Consider the following 16,082-nt stretch of genomic DNA (forward strand, 5'->3'; position numbering starts at 1 on the left):
GCAGGTCCCGCGGCCTGTGCCCTCACCCCGACCCTCTCCCGCAGGCGGGAGAGGGGGGCAAAGAGCGGGGCGCGATCCATCGGCGAGGTGCGATCCCGATTCCCTCTCCCGCTCGCGGGAGAGGGTGCCCGAAGGGCGGGTGAGGGCCGCCGGCAACGGTCCGCGTCAGCGCGGCAGCGTACCCTCGCGCAGATGCGGGTAGGGATTGATCGCATCTCCTTCCCACCAGCGCTTCTCGGCACCGAGGCGGAAGATCGCGAAATGCAGGTGCGGAGCGTCGTCGCTGGCATTGCCGGTGGTGCCGACCGTGCCCAGCACGTCGCCGCGACGCACCTGCAGCCCTTCGGCGAGCCCGGGCGCATAGGCCTGCAGGTGGCCGTAGTAGTAGGCGAAGCGCCCTGACGGCTCGAACTGGTAGACGGTAAGCCCGCCGCGTTCGCTGTCGAACAGTTTCTCGACGTGGCCATCGGCTACCGCCAGCACCGGCGTGCCGGCCGGCGCCATGATGTCGATCGCGTCGTGCTGGCGGCCTTCGCTGCGGGCGTCGGTGAAGGTATCGGCCAGCTGTGACGCGTCGATGCCCTGCACGGGAATGAGCAGGCCGGTGCCGGGTACCTGGTCGGTCGGCGCGTCGGCGGGGGAGCGGACAGGCGGCGCGACGCCGGTGTTGTCGACCCATCCCGGCGACTCCGCTCCCAGGCCCGCCGCGTCGCCATTCGCGACGGGCGTGGCGACAGTCGCGCTGGGTGCGACCCGGACCGGTCGCGCCCACCATGCCCACACGGCGAGTGCAGCGGCCAGCAGCAATGCGATGGCGGCGGTGAGGCGCATGCCGGCCTACTTCCGCATCTCGACGGGGGTACCGGCCTCGACCGCATCGACGAGCGCCAGCACGTCCCAGTTGGTCAGCCGCACGCAGCCGTTGGAAGCAGTCTTGCCGACCCGGGCCGGCTCCGGCGTGCCGTGAATGCCGTAGTGCGGCTTCGACAGGTCGATCCATACCGGGCCGACCGGGTTGTTCGGGCCCGCGGCCACGGTGGCCTTGCTGTGTTCCGGGTCCGCATTCCAGAACAGCTCGGGGTTGTAGTGGAAGGTGGGATCCATCGCCACGGTGTCGACCGTCCATTCGCCGATCGGCAGCGGATCCTTCTCGCTGCCCGAGGTCACCGGGAATTGCGCCATCACCCGGTCGTTGCCATCCAGCAGCACCAGCGTCGCTTCGGATTCGGTCACCACGATCCGCGCCGCGTTCTGCAGCGGCGGCAGGTCGCGCACGTTGGGCACCCGCAGCGACGTACCCGGCTGCGGGTCGACATCCGGGTTGAGCGAGCGCAGCAGCTTCGGGCTGGCATGGAAGCGCTCGCCGAGCGCCTCCCAGGCCGAGGCATAACCGAGCCGGTCGAGCGCGGCCTTTTCCATCATGTCGTCGGGAATCTCGACATAGGGCGCGGCGAGGTCGTCGGCGGTCAGGACGTGCTCGACCAGTGCTGGCGAGGTGTCCGTGCTCAGCACCTCCCAGGTGGCGTCATCAAGCTCGCCGGTGGCTTCGAGCCCGCGTGCGGCCTGGAACCCGCGCAGCGCGCGGGCCTGGTTGGACCCGGCAACGCCGTCGATCTCCCCCGGCGAGAAGCGTGCCCGTGCCAGCAGCACCTGCGCATGCAGCGGTCGGCTGACCTCCTCCTGCGCGCCCGCTGTCTGCGTGGCCGCGCCATCCGGTGGCGTGGTCGATGTCGGTTGTGGCCGTGCCTCCTGGGCGAAGGCGGGAGCGCAACAGGCAAGCGAGAGCAGCAGCACGGGAAACAGGCGCATGGGAGATCCTGGAGAGGCGTTGGGCCGAACGATGGCGACGTCGGCGACAGCCACGCGTGAAGGCGCGCGCCGCGTCCAGCGATGCACCACGCCGCGCTAGCTGTTCGCGTCCTGCCGCCGCCGCTTGATCATCGTGAGCACCTGCCCGACCACCGCGGTGATCAGGATCAGCACGTTGGTCACCACGAACACCGGATTGGAGACCATCGCGCTGTAGATGATGAACAGCGTGGACGCGGCGATCTGGCCGACGAACAGCCACACCGAGACCGACTCCACGCTGTCGGCGATCCATTGCTTGCGGATCTGCCGGATGAGGGTGGCCATCAGCACCGCGGTCGCGGCCCAGCCGATCCAGTCGGCACCGCTCATGCGTAGGACCCGGCGTGTCTGCGGTTGTTGTCGATATCGGGTGCCAAGGTGTCGATCCTCCGCTGCGTCGCTGCGCCCGACCTGTTGCAGGCGCGCATCTGGCCGGAGTTATCCATCGGACGGTGTGCATGTCCGGCGAAGAGCCGTCTTTCGCACGCGGCGCTCAGGCGAGGCGGTGCACCGCGCCGGCGAGGCGACGCACGTCGTCGAGGCTGTGGCTGACGTAGAGCATCGGCAGGCGGATCTCGTCACGCACGCGTTGCAGGTAGGGGATGAGTTCCTCGCGACGCTTCGGGTCCAGCGCCGACAGCGGCTCGTCGAACAGCAGCAGCGCCGGCTGCGACAGCAGCGCACGGCCGATCGCCACCCGTTGCGCCTCGCCACCGGAGAGGTTGGCGGTGCGACGGTCGAGCAGCGCGCCGATGCCAAGGAGTTCCACCACGGGAGCGAACGCGAAGCGCTCTTCGGCCCGCCGCGCGTAATGCAGGTTGGCACGCACGTCCAGATGCGGGAACAGGCGCGCATCCTGGAACACATAGCCCACGCGCCGGCGATGCGGCGGCAGGTCCACGCCCGCGGCGTGGTCGAACAGCACGCGGCCATCGATCTCGATGCGGCCGGCACGCGGCCGCAGCAAGCCGGCGATGGCATTAAGCACGGACGTCTTGCCGGCCCCGGACGGCCCGGTCAGCGCGACCACGCGCGAGCTTTCGTCGATGCGCACCTGGCGGCGGAAACCGCCACGGACCAGCTCGATGTCGATGTGCAGCATGGCGGCTCAGTCCGTCGCTTCGCCGCGTTGGCGCCGGACCAGCCAGTCCGACAGCAGCAGCGCGCCCAGCGACAGCGCCAGTGACACCGCGGCCAGGCGCCAGATGCCCGCTTCGCCACCGGGCACCTGCATCAGCCCGTACACCGCCGAGGCGATGGTCAGGGTCTCGCCCGGGATCGCCGACACGAAGGTGATGGTGGCGCCGAACTCGCCCAGCGCCTTGGCAAACCCGAGCACCGCGCCGGCCACCACGCCCGGCCAGGCCAGTGGCAGCGTCACCGTGCGGAAGACCCGCCACGGCGATGCGCCGAGCGTGGACGCGGCCTGTTCCAGGCGGCGATCCACGTGCTCGATCGACAGCCGGATCGCACGCACCATCAGCGGAAAGCCCATGATCGCGCTGGCCAGCGCGGCGCCGGTCCAGCGGAACGCGAACTCGATACCGAACATGCCCAGCATGCGGCCGATCGCGCCCTGGTGGCCGAAGCCCACCAGCAGCAGGTAGCCCACCACCACCGGCGGCAGCACCAGCGGCAGATGGATCACCGCATCCAGCAGCGCCTTGCCGGGAAAGCGCCGGCGCGCCAGCAACCAGCCGGCGGCGACCGCAAACGGCAGGCTGGCCAGCGCTGCCACCAGGGCGACGCGCAGGCTCAGCGCGACGATTTCCCATTCGGCGGGCGTCAGCATGCGGCGCTCACGGTGCGGTGAATCCACGGGCGCGGAAGATCGCCTGCGCCGCCGGCGTTTGCAGCCAGTCGACGAATGCCGCGGCCTGTGCATGCGTGCTGCGCGCGATCCGTGCGGCCGGGTAGACGATCGGCGGATGGCTGCCTGGGGGGAAGGTCGCGACCACGCGCACGGATGGCTCCGCCAGCGCGTCGCTGGCGTACACCACGCCCAGCGGGGCCTCGCCGCGCGCGACCAGCATCAGTGCCGCGCGCACGTTGTCGGTCTCTGCGACATGCGCGGCGACGCCGTCCCACAGCGACAGCGATTGCAGCGCGGCCTTCGCATAGCGCCCCGCGGGCACGCTGGCGGTCGTGGCAAGCGCAAGCCGGCCGCCGTGCAGGCGGGCGACGAGATCCGTGCCGGGCGCGAGGGCGACGGCGGAGGTGTCGCCGCCGGCGTGGGCGACCAGCACCAGCGTGTTGCCGAACAGCACATGGCGATCGCCGGCAGCGACGTGCCCGCGCTGTTGCAGCCAGTCCATCCACGCGAGGTCGGCGGATACGAACACGTCCGCGGGTGCGCCGCGGTCGATCTGGCGGGCAAGCGCCGGGCTTGCGGCATACGACACCCGCACCAGCTGGCCGGTCTGCGCGTGGAAGCCCTCGGTGGCGACGTCCATCGCATCCTTCAGGCTGGCGGCGGCGAATACGGTGAGTGCCGGGGCGGTGTCGGCATCCTTCCCGCGCGGTACGCAGCCCGCCAACAGTGCAAGCAGCACCAGCATCGCGGCAAGGCGCCGGACCAGCCTCATGGCGCGACGACCACGGTCAGGGTGTGCAGCCCGGACAGGCTGCGTGCGTCGTCGAGGTCGCCGTCCACCAGCAGCAGCGGCGCGTCGGCAAGGCCGGGCACGTCGCCGTTGCAGCGATCGACCACGTCGATGGCCGGGCCGCCGGGTGCGGGGTCGAGTTCGGCCAGCGAGAACAGCACCCGGCGCCCGTCGCGTGCCTGCGCCAGCACGTAGCGCGACAGCTGCGGGCCATGCAGCGGGCCTGCGGGCACCGATCCGGTGGCACGCAACAGCTCGAACAGCGGCACGCCTTCGCAGTGCAAGGTCCGTTCTGCGGCCCTCGCGGTGATCCGCCTGCGCGGGACGCTGGACAACGTCATGGCATCCAGCGGTACCGCCACCGGTGACGGCACCGCCGGGGCCCGCGGCACGGAAGCACGCAGGCGCGGGTCGTGGGCGGTGGTGCAGGAGGGGAACGTGGCAGCCGGGCCTGCCCCGGCGTTGCGCGCCGGCAGATGCCCGGCACAGCCGGCCAGCAGGACGATCGGCAACAGCAGGCTGAGGCGGGCAAAAGCGTGCATGCGGCGCTCGCGGGCGACTGCGCTGCAGTCTACGCAGTCAGCCGTTCACTGCATGCGGCCCGCGTGCCGGGCCGCCGGGCCACGACTCAGTCGGCGTCGCCGGCAGAGAGCGCATCGTTGAGCAGCGCTGCAAGACGGGCCCCGCCCAGCGCGATCTGGCGTTCGGCCACCGGCCGCCAGGTGGCGATATAGGCACCGTCGATCTTCGGCCGCGGCGGATAGACACCCTCGGTCGTGGCAACGCGACACGAGCCCTCCGCCCAGCTCACCGGATCACCGGCTTCGGCGGCCACCGGTGCAGTACCCACCAGCCGCGCAAGTTGGGCACTTTCGCTTTCCCGCATGTCGCGGAACAGGCCGCTGTCCCACAGCGAGTGCAGGTTGGTGCCGCGGCCGTCGCGGGTGCCGTCGGGCTGGCTGATCTGGGTGTCGTTGCCGCCACGGTCGTGCCCGTAGCCGGCGTGCATCGGCTGGTGCACGTCGCCAACGAAATGGACCACGAACTTCAGCGCCTGGCGGCGTGCCTCCAGCGGTTGCGTGGTGTCGGCAAGGATCGCGGCCTGCGCGCGGATCGCCTCGACCACGCAACCCCCGGCACGGCAATCGCGCCCGGCGTCGTAGTCGCAGTCCTGCTCGGCGATGTTGACGTAATGCCAGCTGGCGGAGCGGCGGCCGAGGTCGGGATCGCTGGCGCGCAGCTCGTCGGCCCAGTTGGCCACGCCGGCAAGCGTCGGCTCGGTCTCGCCCTCGAGCAGCGCGTCCACCTGCGCGCGCGCCTGCGGCTGCAGGCCGGCTTCGGCGATATCGGCGACCAGGCGATGGCCGCGTGGCCCCCAGGCATGGGCGGGCGAGGAGGCCAGCACGAGGCCGGCGGCGAGGGTGGCGATGGCGAGAGCAGTCCGGGTCATGCCGGCGATTCTACCGGCATGACCCGCTGCACCCCTGAACTCAGGCCACTCGCGCGACTCAGAAGCGGTGCACGTAGGCCGCGCCGTAGACCCACGGATCGATGCTGGCGGTGCCGAGCTTCGCGCCATCCAGCCGCACGCTGCTGTCGATGTCGATCCAGCGCGCGTCGATGCGCAGCGCGCCGCCATTGCCGAGGCGGATATCCACGCCGGCGTGCGCGGCCAGGCCCCAGGAATCACCGAGCTCGAGATCGGCGCCGGCCAGCGCACCGCGGGTGTCCTCGCTGAAGAAGGTCGTGTAGTTCACGCCCAGCCCGAGCAGCGGCGAGACCTTGCCGCCGTTGTTGAAGTGGTACTGCAGGCTGACCGTCGGCGGCAGGTGCTTCGTGGTAGCCACGGTGCCGAGCCCGGCGATCGCGATGTCGTGCTGGAACGGCAGCGCCGCGAGCACCTCGATGCCCAGTGCGTCTCGGACGAAGTATTCCAGCGCGATGGTCGGGCGCACGTTCGAATCGACCGACACCGGCAGGGTGCCGGCGGCGAGGGTGCCGTTGTCGGACTTCGGGTCGACGTTGTGCGCACCGACGGCGACGGTCCAGTCGCCGGCCGACTGGGCGGCGGCGGGGACGGCGGCAGCGGCAAGTGCAAGCGCAAGCAGGGAGGAGCTGATCAGTCGCATGGGGGACGTTCCGTTCTCTTGTTGGTTGTTCGGGACGCCGCCAGTGTCCGCATCACTCGCGTGTCGCGCCTTGATCGCGATCAAGCGGGGGGCCTTGAGGAACGCCCTGCGCCCGGCTGGTAGAATGGCCGGCCATGCTTTCCACCCATCCAGGCCGCAGCGCGCGGCGTGAGGAGTCTTCGGTAATGGCGATCAAGGTTGGTATCAACGGCTTCGGCCGCATCGGCCGCAACGTGCTGCGTTCGGCGGTCGAGAATTTCGACGGTGACATCGAGATCGTCGCCATCAACGACCTGCTGGAGCCGGATTACCTGGCCTACATGCTGCAGTACGACTCGGTGCACGGCCGCTTCAAGGGCGAGCTCTCGGTCGAGGGCAACACGCTCATCGTCAACGGCAGGAAGATCCGCCTGACCCAGGAGCGCGACCCGGCCAACCTGAAGTGGGACGAGGTGGGCGCCGATGTGGTGATCGAGTCCACCGGCCTGTTCCTCGACAAGGCCAGCGCGCAGAAGCACCTCGATGCCGGCGCGAAGAAGGTGATCCTGTCGGCGCCGTCGAAGGACGACACGCCGATGTTCGTCTATGGCGTCAACCACGAGACCTACGCCGGCGAGGCGATCGTCTCCAACGCCTCGTGCACCACCAACTGCCTGGCGCCGCTGGCGAAGGTCGTGCATGACAAGTGGGGCATCAAGCGCGGCCTGATGACCACCGTGCACGCCGCCACCGCGACGCAGAAGACCGTCGACGGCCCGAGCAGCAAGGACTGGCGCGGCGGCCGCGGCATCCTCGAGAACATCATTCCGTCCAGCACCGGCGCGGCGAAGGCGGTGGGCGTGGTGATCCCGGAGCTCAACAAGAAGCTCACCGGCATGTCGTTCCGCGTGCCGACCAGCGACGTCTCGGTGGTGGACCTCACCGTCGAGCTCGAGAACCCGGCCAGCTACGACGAGATCAAGGCCGAGATGAAGGCGCAGAGCCAGGGCGCGCTCAAGGGCATCCTCGGCTACACCGAGGACAAGGTGGTGGCCACCGATTTCGTCGGCGAGACCTGCACTTCGGTGTTCGATGCCGATGCCGGCATCGCCCTCGACCCGACCTTCGTCAAGCTGGTGGCGTGGTACGACAACGAGTGGGGCTATTCCAACAAGTGCCTGGAGATGGTGCGCGTGGTCGCGGCGAAGTAACCGCTGCCGCATGCGTTGCCCGAAGCCCCGCCACTGGCGGGGCTTCTTGTTTGTGCGACCGGTTGGGTAAGGTGTGCGCTGCGCCGGCCGGCGCACAACGGATGCGCCGATGATGGAACTGCTGGTGCTGGTCGGAATGGCGGTGCTGGCGATGCCGGTGCTGCTGGTGGTGGCGCTGGTGAAGCTGTCGGGCCTGCACCAGCGCGTCGTCGAGCTCGAGGTCGCGGTCGATGGCTTGCGACGGGCGCCGGCGGCCGCGCACGCGACGCCCGCATCGGCGGATCCCATGTCCCTGGTGGCCAGCTCGCCGGTGCGCGAAGCCGATGTGCCGCCGCGGCCGCAATCCGTCGCGCCGCGCGTCGAGGCACCGCCATCGCCGGCATCGCAGCCGTATGCGACGGCCGAACCCGGGACTGCTGGACAGGCACGCACCGCGCCCACCGGCGACCTGCCGCCGCCGCGATCCACCCCCCGGCCGCCGTCGCCGCCGGACATCCTGCAGCGTGCCGCCGCGGCAGTGCGCCGCTGGTTCACCAGCGGCAACGTGCCGGTCAAGGTCGGCATGCTGGTGCTGCTGGCCGGCGTGGGCGCGCTGCTGAAGTACGCCAGCGACCAGGGCTGGCTGGCGGTGCCGGTCGGCCTGCGCCTGGCCGCGGTGGCCGCGGCCGCGGTCGCCGGGCTGGTGTTCGGCTGGCGACGGCGCGAGAGCCACCGCAGCTTCGCGCTCAGCGTGCAGGGCGGGATGATCGGCATCCTGCTGCTGGTGGTGTTCGCGGCGTACCGGCAGTTCGATCTGCTGCCGCCCGCGGTGGCGTTCGCCGCCAGCGTGGTGCTGATCGCGGCGATGGGCGTGCTGGCGGTCGTGCAGAACGCGCGCGCGCTGGCGGTATTCGCGATCCTCGCCGGCTTCCTGGCGCCGATCTGGCTGTCGACCGGTGCCGGCAACCACGTCGCGCTGTTCGCCTATTACGCGCTGCTCAATGGCGCAATCCTCGCCATCGCGTGGTTCCGTGCCTGGCGCGAGCTCAACCTGCTCGGATTCGCCTTCACCTTCGGCATCGGGGCGCTGTGGGGCGCGCTGTCGTACGCGCCTGCGCACTACGCCTCGGCGCAGTTCTTCCTTGCGTTGTTCTTTGTCTTCTACCTGCTGATCCCACTGCTGTACGCGCGTCGACGCGCACCCGCGCGGCGCGACATCGTCGATGGTGCGCTCGTCTTCGGCACCCCGCTGGTGGCGTTTTCGCTGCAGGCGGGGCTGTTGCACGAACAGACCATGACGCTGGCCCTGTGCGCCCTCGGCGTGGCTGCGCTGTACGCGCTGCTGGCGCGGGCCTTGTTGCGACGCGCCGGGCTCGCAGTGCTGGTGCAGGCCTACGCGCTGCTGGCGGTCGGCTTCGCCACGCTGGCCGTGCCGCTGGCGTTGTCGGCGCAGGCCACCGCCTGCGTGTTCGCACTGGAAGGCGCGGCGCTGGTCTGGCTCGGACTGCGCCAGCAGCGTCGCTGGCCGCGGGTGTCGGGGCTTGGCCTGCAGGCGGCTGCGGCGATGGCATTCCTGGCGGGCGGGGCGTTGCCGTTCGCTGCGGTGGTCGTGCCGTTCGCCCATGGTCGCTTCGCCGGCGGCATCCTCATCGCACTGGCCGGGCTGGCCACGGCCTGGTGTTACCGGCGGGCGGGGTCGAGCTTGCCCGCCGGCATCGCCTACGGCTGGGGACTCGCGTGGTGGCTGGGCATCTGGACTTCCGAACTGTTGCGGGTGGCGCCGGCGCCGGTCGAGCCGGACGTGCTGCTGGTGCTGGCCATTGGCACCGGCTGGCTGGCGGCCGAGCTGCATCGTCGTCATCCGGTACGCCTGCTCGCGGCCACATTCTTCGCCGCCCTGCTGGTGGCCGCGCCGTTGGCGTTGTGGCAGGCCGCCGCCCACGCGCAACCGTTTGCGGGCCACGGTGTCTGGGCCTGGGCGCTGTTCGTGGTCGCCGGCCTGCGTGGACTGGTCTGCCTGCGCGCCGGCGACGCGGGGATTGCGCGTGCGGCGCAGTTCGCGTGGTGGCTGTTGTGGCCGCTGGTGCTGTCGCTGCTCGGCAGCTGGCTGGTCGGGCGCTTCGAACTTGGCGACGGCTGGTGGTCGCTGGCGGTGGTGGCGCCGTGGCTGGCGGTGGCTGCGCTGGCGGGGTGGCGCTGGTCGTGGATCGCGCAGCCGCTCGGGCACACGTTCAACCCCGCGCGCGCCGCGCTGCGGCTGACGCTGTGCGTGGTGCTGCTGCTGTGGTGGCTGCCGGCGCTGCGCAGTGCCGGCGATCCCGCGCCGCTACCGTGGTTGGCCGTGCTCAATCCGCTCGACCTTGCCCAGCTCGCCGTACTGGTGCTGCTCGCGCGCTGGCTGTGGTCGGACGACGCACCGGCCGCGTGGACCCGCCATCGCCTGCCGCTGCTGGCGGCACTCGGTTTCCTGCTGCTGACCGCGATCACCCTGCGCGGCGCCCATCACTGGGGTGGCGTGGCCTGGGATGCGCGACTGCCGTCCAGTGGCCTCGCGCAGGCTTCATTGACCGTGGTCTGGAGCGTGCTCGGCGTGCTCGGCTGGGTGTTTGGTTCCCGACGCGCGCAACGCGCGCTGTGGCTGGCCGGCGCGCTGCTGATGGCGGTGGTGCTGGCCAAACTGGTGCTGGTCGACCGCGACCATCTCGGCAACCTGTGGGGCATCGCCTCCTTCATTGCCTACGGCCTGCTGTGCACGGTGGTGGGCTTCTTCGCGCCGGCGCCGCCGCGCACCGTCCACGCCACGGAGCAACCCGCATGATCCGGACCCTCGCGCGGTCGGTCGCCGCGTTCGCGTTGTCGGTTCCGCTTGCCGTCGCCGCAAGTGCAGTGCCGGTGGCCGCCGACTACGGCTGGCAATGGCCGCTGTCGTTGTCGGCGGGCGACGCCGGTGCCTATCGCGTCGAACTGACCCCGGACATCTATGCCGCAGCCTGGTCGCCGACGCTCGCCGACGTGATCGTGGTCAACGGCGATGGTCATCCGGTGCCGTCGACGCTGGTGGATGCGACGGTCGAGGATCGCCCGGTGCTGCGCGAAGTGCCGTGGTTCCCGCTGCCGGATGGGCGGGCCCAGCGCGACATCGCCGCGATCAGCGAGATCGATACCGACGGGCGCCTGCGCCGGGTCGAGCTGCGCGGCGCCGAAGACGCCGCCACCGCGTGGCTGCTCGATGCCAGCCAGCTCGACGGTGTGCTGTTGGCATTGCGGTTGTCATGGGGCGACAGCCAGCCGGCGTTCGACCAGGTGTTCCGCGTCGAGGCATCCGACGACCTGAAGCAGTGGCAGCCGGTGCAGCCGGAAGCGCGGGTGTTCGACCTGCGCCGCGACGACGCGCGGCTGCTGCAGGGACGCATCGCGTTCACCGCGCCGACGCAGGCGCGCTACCTGCGGCTGTTGCCGCTGCGCGCGTCGATGCCGGCGTTGCAACTCACGGCCGTGCAGGCCGAAGTGCGGCTGCCCGAAGCCGCGTCGTCATGGCAGTGGCGCACGTTGGCTCCACGCGCGGTGCGCGTCGATGGCCGCGACGGCTTCGAGTACCGGCTCGATGGCCGTTATCCCGTCACCCGCGTGGACCTCGCCACCGCAGGCAACGCAAGCAGCCGCTGGACGCTGTCGGTGCGCGATCGCGACGACGCGCCGTGGCGGGTGGTGGCGACCGACTGGGTCGTCTATCGGCTTGGCGCGGACGCGGACTCGCGTTCGCCACCGCAGCTGTTGCCCGCGCCGCTGCGTGATCGCGCCTGGCGGCTGGAACCCGAAAGCCCGGTCGCCGCGCCGCCCGACCTGTTGCTTGGCTACCGCCCGGAGGCGCTGGTGTTCGTCGCCGAGGGCACGCAACCGTTTGCCGTGTATGCCGGCAGCGCACGGGCGAAACGCGCCGCCGCGCCGGTGACGCAGATGCTCGAGGGGTTGCGCACCCGCCACGGGGCCGACTGGCGTCCGGCCGCGGCCACACCCGGTTCCGGCACGGCACTGGCCGGCGAAGCCGCGCTGAAGCCTTCGCGTGACTGGACCACCTGGGTGCTATGGACGGTGCTGCTGGCCGGGGTGGCGGTCGTCGCCGGCTTCGCCGTCAGCCTGCTGCGACGCGGGTCCGCGCCGACCGGCTGAGTCGGTCGGCGCCAGAACCGTCGTTGCGGTTTCCGATCGGTTCATCCACGAGCGGACTGCGGACGTGCTGTACCCGCAGCGGACGGCGTGGCGTGGCCGTCCGGTTTGCCCCCCTTCGCACACAGGCCGACAATAGCGCGCCGCCGATGCCGGCCCGGCCTCCATGCCGCCCGTTGGCGCTTCCTTCCTGAGCGAGCCTTGCGTCCCATGTCCATTCTGCGAATGACCGACCTCGACCTGACCGGCAAGCGTGTGCTGGTGAGGCAGGACCTCAACGTCCCGATCGAGGACGGTCGCATCACGTCCGACCAGCGCATCGTCGCATCGCTGCCGACCCTCAAGCACGCGCTGGACCAGGGCGCCGCGGTGATGGTGATGTCCCACCTCGGTCGACCGACCGAAGGCAGCTGGAGCGAGGCCGATTCGCTGGCGCCGGTCGCCGCGCACCTCGGCACGCTGCTCAAGCGCGAAGTGCGGCTGGTGCGCGACTGGGTCGATGGCGTCGACGTGCAGCCGGGCGAACTGGTGATGCTCGAGAACTGCCGCATGAATGTCGGCGAGAAGGCCGACGACGAGGCGCTGGCGCGCAAGTACGCCGCGCTGTGCGACGTGTTCGTGATGGATGCGTTCGGCACCGCGCACCGTGCGCAGGCGTCCACTCATGGCGCGATCCGCTTCGCGCCCGTCGCCGCCGGTGGTCCGCTGCTGATGGCCGAGCTCGACGCACTCGGCCGCGCGCTCGGCGATCCGGCGCGGCCGCTGCTGGCCATCGTCGGCGGCAGCAAGGTGTCGACCAAGCTGGAACTGCTGACCAACCTGGTCGGTGAAGTGGACCAGCTGATCGTCGGTGGCGGCATCGCCAACACCTTCATCGCCGCGCAGGGCTATTCCGTGGGCAAGTCGCTGCACGAGCCCGACCTGCTCGACACCGCGCGGCAGATCCTCGCCGATGCCAAGGCCAAGGGCGCCGAGATCCCGGTGCCGCTGGACGTGGTCGTGGCGCGCGAGTTCAGCGCCAGCGCCGAGGCGGTGGTGAAGCCGGTCGATGCGGTGGCCGCGGACGAGATGATCCTCGACATCGGCCCGAAGACGGCGAAGCACTACGCGCAACTGCTGGGCGAGTCCGGCACCGTGGTGTGGAACGGCCCGGTCGGCGTGTTCGAGTTCGATGCCTTCGCCCGGGGCACCGAGGCGGTGGCACGTGCGGTCGCGCGCTGCCACGCGTTCTCGATCGCCGGCGGCGGCGACACCATCGCCGCGATCGACAAGTTCGGCATCGCCGGCGACATCGGCTACATCTCGACCGGTGGTGGTGCCTTCCTCGAATTCCTCGAAGGCAAGACCCTGCCGGCCGTGGCGGCGCTGCGCAGCCGCGGCTGATCCGCTCCGCGCCCGGGTCGCATGCGCGCCCGGGCGCGGGCGTTGCAGGCAGGCGACGCATCCGCGCCTGTGCCGCACGCGCATGGACACGCTATGTTGGTGTCCACTTCGACGCGCAGCTCTGACCACATGAACCACCGCCGCCGCACCCGCATCCTCGCCACCCTCGGCCCCGCCACCGACGCACCGGGCGTGCTCGACGCCCTCCTGCATGCAGGCGTCGACGTGGTGCGGCTGAACTTCTCGCATGGCGATCCCGCCTCGCAGAAGGCGCGGGCGCAGGCGGTGCGCGAGGCCGCGGCGCGGGTCGGCACGGAAATCGGCATCCTCGCCGACCTGCCGGGCCCGAAGATCCGCATCGAACGGTTCGCAGAGGGTCGCGTGCAACTGCGCGCCGGCGAGCGCTTCGACCTGGTGGCCAGCGACGACGCCGGCCCCGGCACCGTGCACCAGGTCGGGGTGAGTTATCTCGGCCTGCCCGCCGACCTCAACGCCGGCGACGTGCTGCTGCTCGACGATGGCCTGATGCAGCTGCGGGTGGAGTCGATCGAGGCGCCGCGCATCGTGACCACCGTGCTCAACGACGGTGCGCTGTCCGACCGCAAGGGCCTCAACCGCCTCGGCGGCGGACTGTCGCTGGGTGCGTTGACCGAACACGACCGCGCGCTGATCAAGGTGGCCGCGGAGCTCGATGTCGACTTCATCGCGGTGTCGTTCTGCCGCAATGCCGCCGACATGGAGGAAGCGCGCGCACTGGCGCGTGCGGCGGGCAGCGATGCCGCGCTGGTGTCGAAGATCGAACGCGCCGAGGCGATCGAGAACCTCGGCGAGATCATCGATGCCAGCGACGTGGTGATGGTCGCGCGTGGCGATCTCGGCGTGGAGATCGGTGACGCCGAGCTGCCGGGCCTGCAGAAGAAGATCATCCGCGAATCGCTGGCCCGCGACCGCGTGGTGATCACCGCCACGCAGATGCTGCAGTCGATGGTGGAGTCGCCGATCCCGACCCGTGCCGAAGTGCTGGACGTGGCCAACGCGGTGATCGACGGCACCGACGCGGTGATGCTGTCGGCGGAGACCGCGGCGGGCAATTTCCCGCTGCGCGCGGTAGAGGCGATGGCGCGCATCTGCCTGGGCGCCGAACGCCAGTTCAACCAGGACACCAACTTCGAGCAGGCGCAGCGCAACCTCCAGCGCGCCGACCAGGCGATCGCGATGGCGGCCATGTTCCTCACCGAGCACATCGGCGTGCGCGCGATCGTGGCGATGACCGAGTCGGGCGGCACGGCGCGCTTCCTGTCGCGCTTCCGTTCCAACGCGCCGATCTACGCATTCTCGCGCCACCCGGGCGCGCGCCGGCGCATGCGGCTGATGCGCGACGTGTTCGCGTTCGACTACGACAGCCGCGGCCAGACCCCGCGCGATGCGGCGCGCGGCAGCATCCAGCAGCTGGTCGAGGCCGGCATGCTGGCGTGCGGGGACCGCGTGGTGTTCACCAGCGGCGAGCACATGGAAACCCACGGCGCGACGAACACGCTGCGGCTGCTGCGGGTCGGCGACGAGGGCCGCGCCGAGGGGCTGGGCGAGCTGTAAAGCCCGCGCGTGTCGAGCGCGCGGCCTCGCACGAAGGACCTTGCCATGCCCACCCGCGGCCGCTCACATCGGGCGTTCGCAGCTGGCGTCGATCGGTGTCCACCGCAACGCGGGCAGGGGATGGGCAGGGGTACGGGGCTATAATCCGCGGCCCTGCATACGCCCCCGGATGACACCCCATGAGCATCGAACAGCTTGCCGAAACCGCACAGGCCATGGTGGCTGCGGGCAAGGGCATCATCGCCATCGACGAGTCCAACGGCACGATCGGCAAGCGCTTCGAGGCGGTCGGCATCGCCAACAGCGAAGACAACCGTCGCGCCTACCGCGAGATGCTGCTGACCACGCCGAAGCTCGGCGAGCACATCAGCGGCGCCATCCTGTTCGACGAGACACTGCGCCAGTCCACCCGCGACGGCGTGCCGTTCGCCCGGGTGATGCGCAACGCCGGGATCATCCCGGGCATCAAGGTCGACAGGGGCACCCAGCCGCTGGCCGGCTTCCCGGGTGAAGTGGTGACCGAAGGTCTCGACGGACTGCGCGAGCGCCTGCGCGAGTACTACCGGCTCGGTGCGCGCTTCGCCAAGTGGCGCGCGGTGATCCACATCGGCGAGGACATGCCGTCGGGCACCTGCATCGAGGTCAACACCCATGCGCTGGCACGCTATGCCGCGCTGTGCCAGGAGAACGGCCTGGTGCCGATGGTCGAGCCTGAAGTGCTGATGGACGGCGACCACGACATCGAGACCTGCTACGAGGTCTCCGAGGTGGTGCTGCGTTCGCTGTTCGATGCGCTCTACAACCAGGGCGTGATGCTCGAGGGCACCATCCTCAAGGCATCGATGGTGCTGCCGGGCAAGGGCTGCGACGAGCAGGTGGCGGTGGACGAGGTGGCCTCCTCGACGCTGATGTGCCTGAAGTCGGCGGTGCCGGCCATCCTGCCGGGCATCGTCTTCCTGTCCGGCGGGCAGTCCGACGAGGACGCCACCGCGCACCTCGACGCGATGAACCGCATGGGCCCGAACCCGTGGCCGCTGTCGTTCTCGTATGGCCGCGCCATGCAGCAGGCTGCGCTGAAGCTTTGGGCGCAGGATCCGGCGAACAACGTCGCGCGCGCGCAGGAGATCGTCCATGCGCGCGCCCGTGACAACGGCCTCGCCGCACTGGGCGAGTGGACGCCGGCCTGA

Annotated in this window: 15 protein-coding genes; 6 read left to right on the top strand and 9 right to left on the bottom strand. The window is 70.7% G+C overall.

All coding sequences use genetic code 11. The features are described from left to right. Positions 1-165: 165 nt before the first annotated feature. The 9 genes from E5843_RS03650 to E5843_RS03690 all read right to left on the bottom strand — a co-directional run bounded on the left by E5843_RS03650 (position 166) and on the right by E5843_RS03690 (position 6,583). Positions 166-831: a M23 family metallopeptidase gene (locus E5843_RS03650; protein WP_136411855.1), complete on the bottom strand. Its 666-nt coding sequence runs from the start codon at positions 829-831 to the stop codon at positions 166-168. A 6-nt stretch (positions 832-837) separates the two neighbouring features. Then, a complete protein-coding gene (locus E5843_RS03655; RefSeq protein ID WP_141065684.1) occupies positions 838-1,809 on the bottom strand; it encodes a L,D-transpeptidase family protein in 972 nt (323 codons plus the stop codon). 96 nt (positions 1,810-1,905) lie between these two features. After that, complete coding sequence (locus E5843_RS03660) at positions 1,906-2,181, bottom strand: hypothetical protein (protein ID WP_136411856.1); 276 nt, start codon at positions 2,179-2,181, stop codon at positions 1,906-1,908. A 163-nt stretch (positions 2,182-2,344) separates the two neighbouring features. Beyond that, positions 2,345-2,953 carry a molybdenum ABC transporter ATP-binding protein gene (locus E5843_RS03665; protein WP_136411857.1) on the bottom strand — a complete coding sequence of 203 codons (609 nt, stop codon included), beginning with the start codon at positions 2,951-2,953 and terminating at the stop codon, positions 2,345-2,347. 6 nt (positions 2,954-2,959) lie between these two features. Further along, on the bottom strand, positions 2,960-3,643 hold the full coding sequence (gene modB, locus E5843_RS03670; protein WP_136411858.1) for a molybdate ABC transporter permease subunit: 684 nt from the start codon (positions 3,641-3,643) through the stop codon (positions 2,960-2,962). Between the two features lie 7 nt (positions 3,644-3,650). Continuing rightward, positions 3,651-4,436 (bottom strand): molybdate ABC transporter substrate-binding protein, encoded by a 786-nt coding sequence (modA, locus tag E5843_RS03675; RefSeq protein WP_136411859.1) that lies wholly within the window; start codon positions 4,434-4,436, stop codon positions 3,651-3,653. Further along, a complete protein-coding gene (locus E5843_RS03680; RefSeq protein ID WP_136411860.1) occupies positions 4,433-4,996 on the bottom strand; it encodes a hypothetical protein in 564 nt (187 codons plus the stop codon). Before E5843_RS03680 ends, modA begins: the two co-directional genes overlap by 4 nt. A gap of 86 nt (positions 4,997-5,082) precedes the next feature. After that, positions 5,083-5,904, bottom strand: coding sequence for a S1/P1 nuclease (locus tag E5843_RS03685; protein ID WP_136411861.1), 822 nt, complete (start codon positions 5,902-5,904; stop codon positions 5,083-5,085). 58 nt (positions 5,905-5,962) lie between these two features. Further along, a complete protein-coding gene (locus tag E5843_RS03690; RefSeq protein WP_136411862.1) occupies positions 5,963-6,583 on the bottom strand; it encodes an OmpW/AlkL family protein in 621 nt (206 codons plus the stop codon). Between the two features lie 185 nt (positions 6,584-6,768). Here E5843_RS03690 and gap point away from each other — a divergent pair, with 185 nt between their 5' ends. The 6 genes from gap (at position 6,769) to E5843_RS03720 (ending at position 16,082) form a co-directional block, all read left to right on the top strand. After that, on the top strand, positions 6,769-7,773 hold the full coding sequence (gene gap, locus E5843_RS03695; protein WP_134672740.1) for a type I glyceraldehyde-3-phosphate dehydrogenase: 1,005 nt from the start codon (positions 6,769-6,771) through the stop codon (positions 7,771-7,773). A gap of 109 nt (positions 7,774-7,882) precedes the next feature. Continuing rightward, positions 7,883-10,570 (top strand): DUF2339 domain-containing protein, encoded by a 2,688-nt coding sequence (locus E5843_RS03700; RefSeq protein ID WP_141065685.1) that lies wholly within the window; start codon positions 7,883-7,885, stop codon positions 10,568-10,570. After that, positions 10,567-11,922, top strand: a complete 1,356-nt coding sequence (locus E5843_RS03705) for a DUF3999 domain-containing protein (RefSeq protein WP_141065686.1) — start codon at positions 10,567-10,569, stop codon at positions 11,920-11,922. The genes E5843_RS03700 and E5843_RS03705 overlap by 4 nt, the downstream gene beginning before the upstream one ends. Positions 11,923-12,129: 207 nt before the next feature. Beyond that, positions 12,130-13,302 (top strand): phosphoglycerate kinase, encoded by a 1,173-nt coding sequence (locus E5843_RS03710; protein WP_134672743.1) that lies wholly within the window; start codon positions 12,130-12,132, stop codon positions 13,300-13,302. 129 nt (positions 13,303-13,431) lie between these two features. Then, entirely contained in the window at positions 13,432-14,895 is a 1,464-nt protein-coding gene (gene pyk, locus E5843_RS03715; protein WP_136411864.1) for a pyruvate kinase, read from the top strand. Between the two features lie 179 nt (positions 14,896-15,074). Further along, positions 15,075-16,082: a class I fructose-bisphosphate aldolase gene (locus E5843_RS03720; RefSeq protein ID WP_136411865.1), complete on the top strand. Its 1,008-nt coding sequence runs from the start codon at positions 15,075-15,077 to the stop codon at positions 16,080-16,082.

The organism is Luteimonas yindakuii, assembly GCF_004803715.2.
GTDB classification, from domain to species: domain Bacteria; phylum Pseudomonadota; class Gammaproteobacteria; order Xanthomonadales; family Xanthomonadaceae; genus Luteimonas; species Luteimonas yindakuii.

Excerpts from the sequence above, each read along its gene's own strand:
- E5843_RS03650 (WP_136411855.1), bottom strand. The coding sequence starts at position 831 with ATGCGCCTCACCGCCGCCATCGCATTGCTGCTGGCCGCTGCACTCGCC.
- E5843_RS03655 (WP_141065684.1), bottom strand. The coding sequence starts at position 1,809 with ATGCGCCTGTTTCCCGTGCTGCTGCTCTCGCTTGCCTGTTGCGCTCCC.
- E5843_RS03660 (WP_136411856.1), bottom strand. The coding sequence starts at position 2,181 with ATGAGCGGTGCCGACTGGATCGGCTGGGCCGCGACCGCGGTGCTGATG.
- E5843_RS03665 (WP_136411857.1), bottom strand. The coding sequence starts at position 2,953 with ATGCTGCACATCGACATCGAGCTGGTCCGTGGCGGTTTCCGCCGCCAG.
- modB (WP_136411858.1), bottom strand. The coding sequence starts at position 3,643 with ATGCTGACGCCCGCCGAATGGGAAATCGTCGCGCTGAGCCTGCGCGTC.
- modA (WP_136411859.1), bottom strand. The coding sequence starts at position 4,436 with ATGAGGCTGGTCCGGCGCCTTGCCGCGATGCTGGTGCTGCTTGCACTG.
- E5843_RS03680 (WP_136411860.1), bottom strand. The coding sequence starts at position 4,996 with ATGCACGCTTTTGCCCGCCTCAGCCTGCTGTTGCCGATCGTCCTGCTG.
- E5843_RS03685 (WP_136411861.1), bottom strand. The coding sequence starts at position 5,904 with ATGACCCGGACTGCTCTCGCCATCGCCACCCTCGCCGCCGGCCTCGTG.
- E5843_RS03690 (WP_136411862.1), bottom strand. The coding sequence starts at position 6,583 with ATGCGACTGATCAGCTCCTCCCTGCTTGCGCTTGCACTTGCCGCTGCC.
- gap (WP_134672740.1), top strand. The coding sequence starts at position 6,769 with ATGGCGATCAAGGTTGGTATCAACGGCTTCGGCCGCATCGGCCGCAAC.
- E5843_RS03700 (WP_141065685.1), top strand. The coding sequence starts at position 7,883 with ATGATGGAACTGCTGGTGCTGGTCGGAATGGCGGTGCTGGCGATGCCG.
- E5843_RS03705 (WP_141065686.1), top strand. The coding sequence starts at position 10,567 with ATGATCCGGACCCTCGCGCGGTCGGTCGCCGCGTTCGCGTTGTCGGTT.
- E5843_RS03710 (WP_134672743.1), top strand. The coding sequence starts at position 12,130 with ATGTCCATTCTGCGAATGACCGACCTCGACCTGACCGGCAAGCGTGTG.
- pyk (WP_136411864.1), top strand. The coding sequence starts at position 13,432 with ATGAACCACCGCCGCCGCACCCGCATCCTCGCCACCCTCGGCCCCGCC.
- E5843_RS03720 (WP_136411865.1), top strand. The coding sequence starts at position 15,075 with ATGAGCATCGAACAGCTTGCCGAAACCGCACAGGCCATGGTGGCTGCG.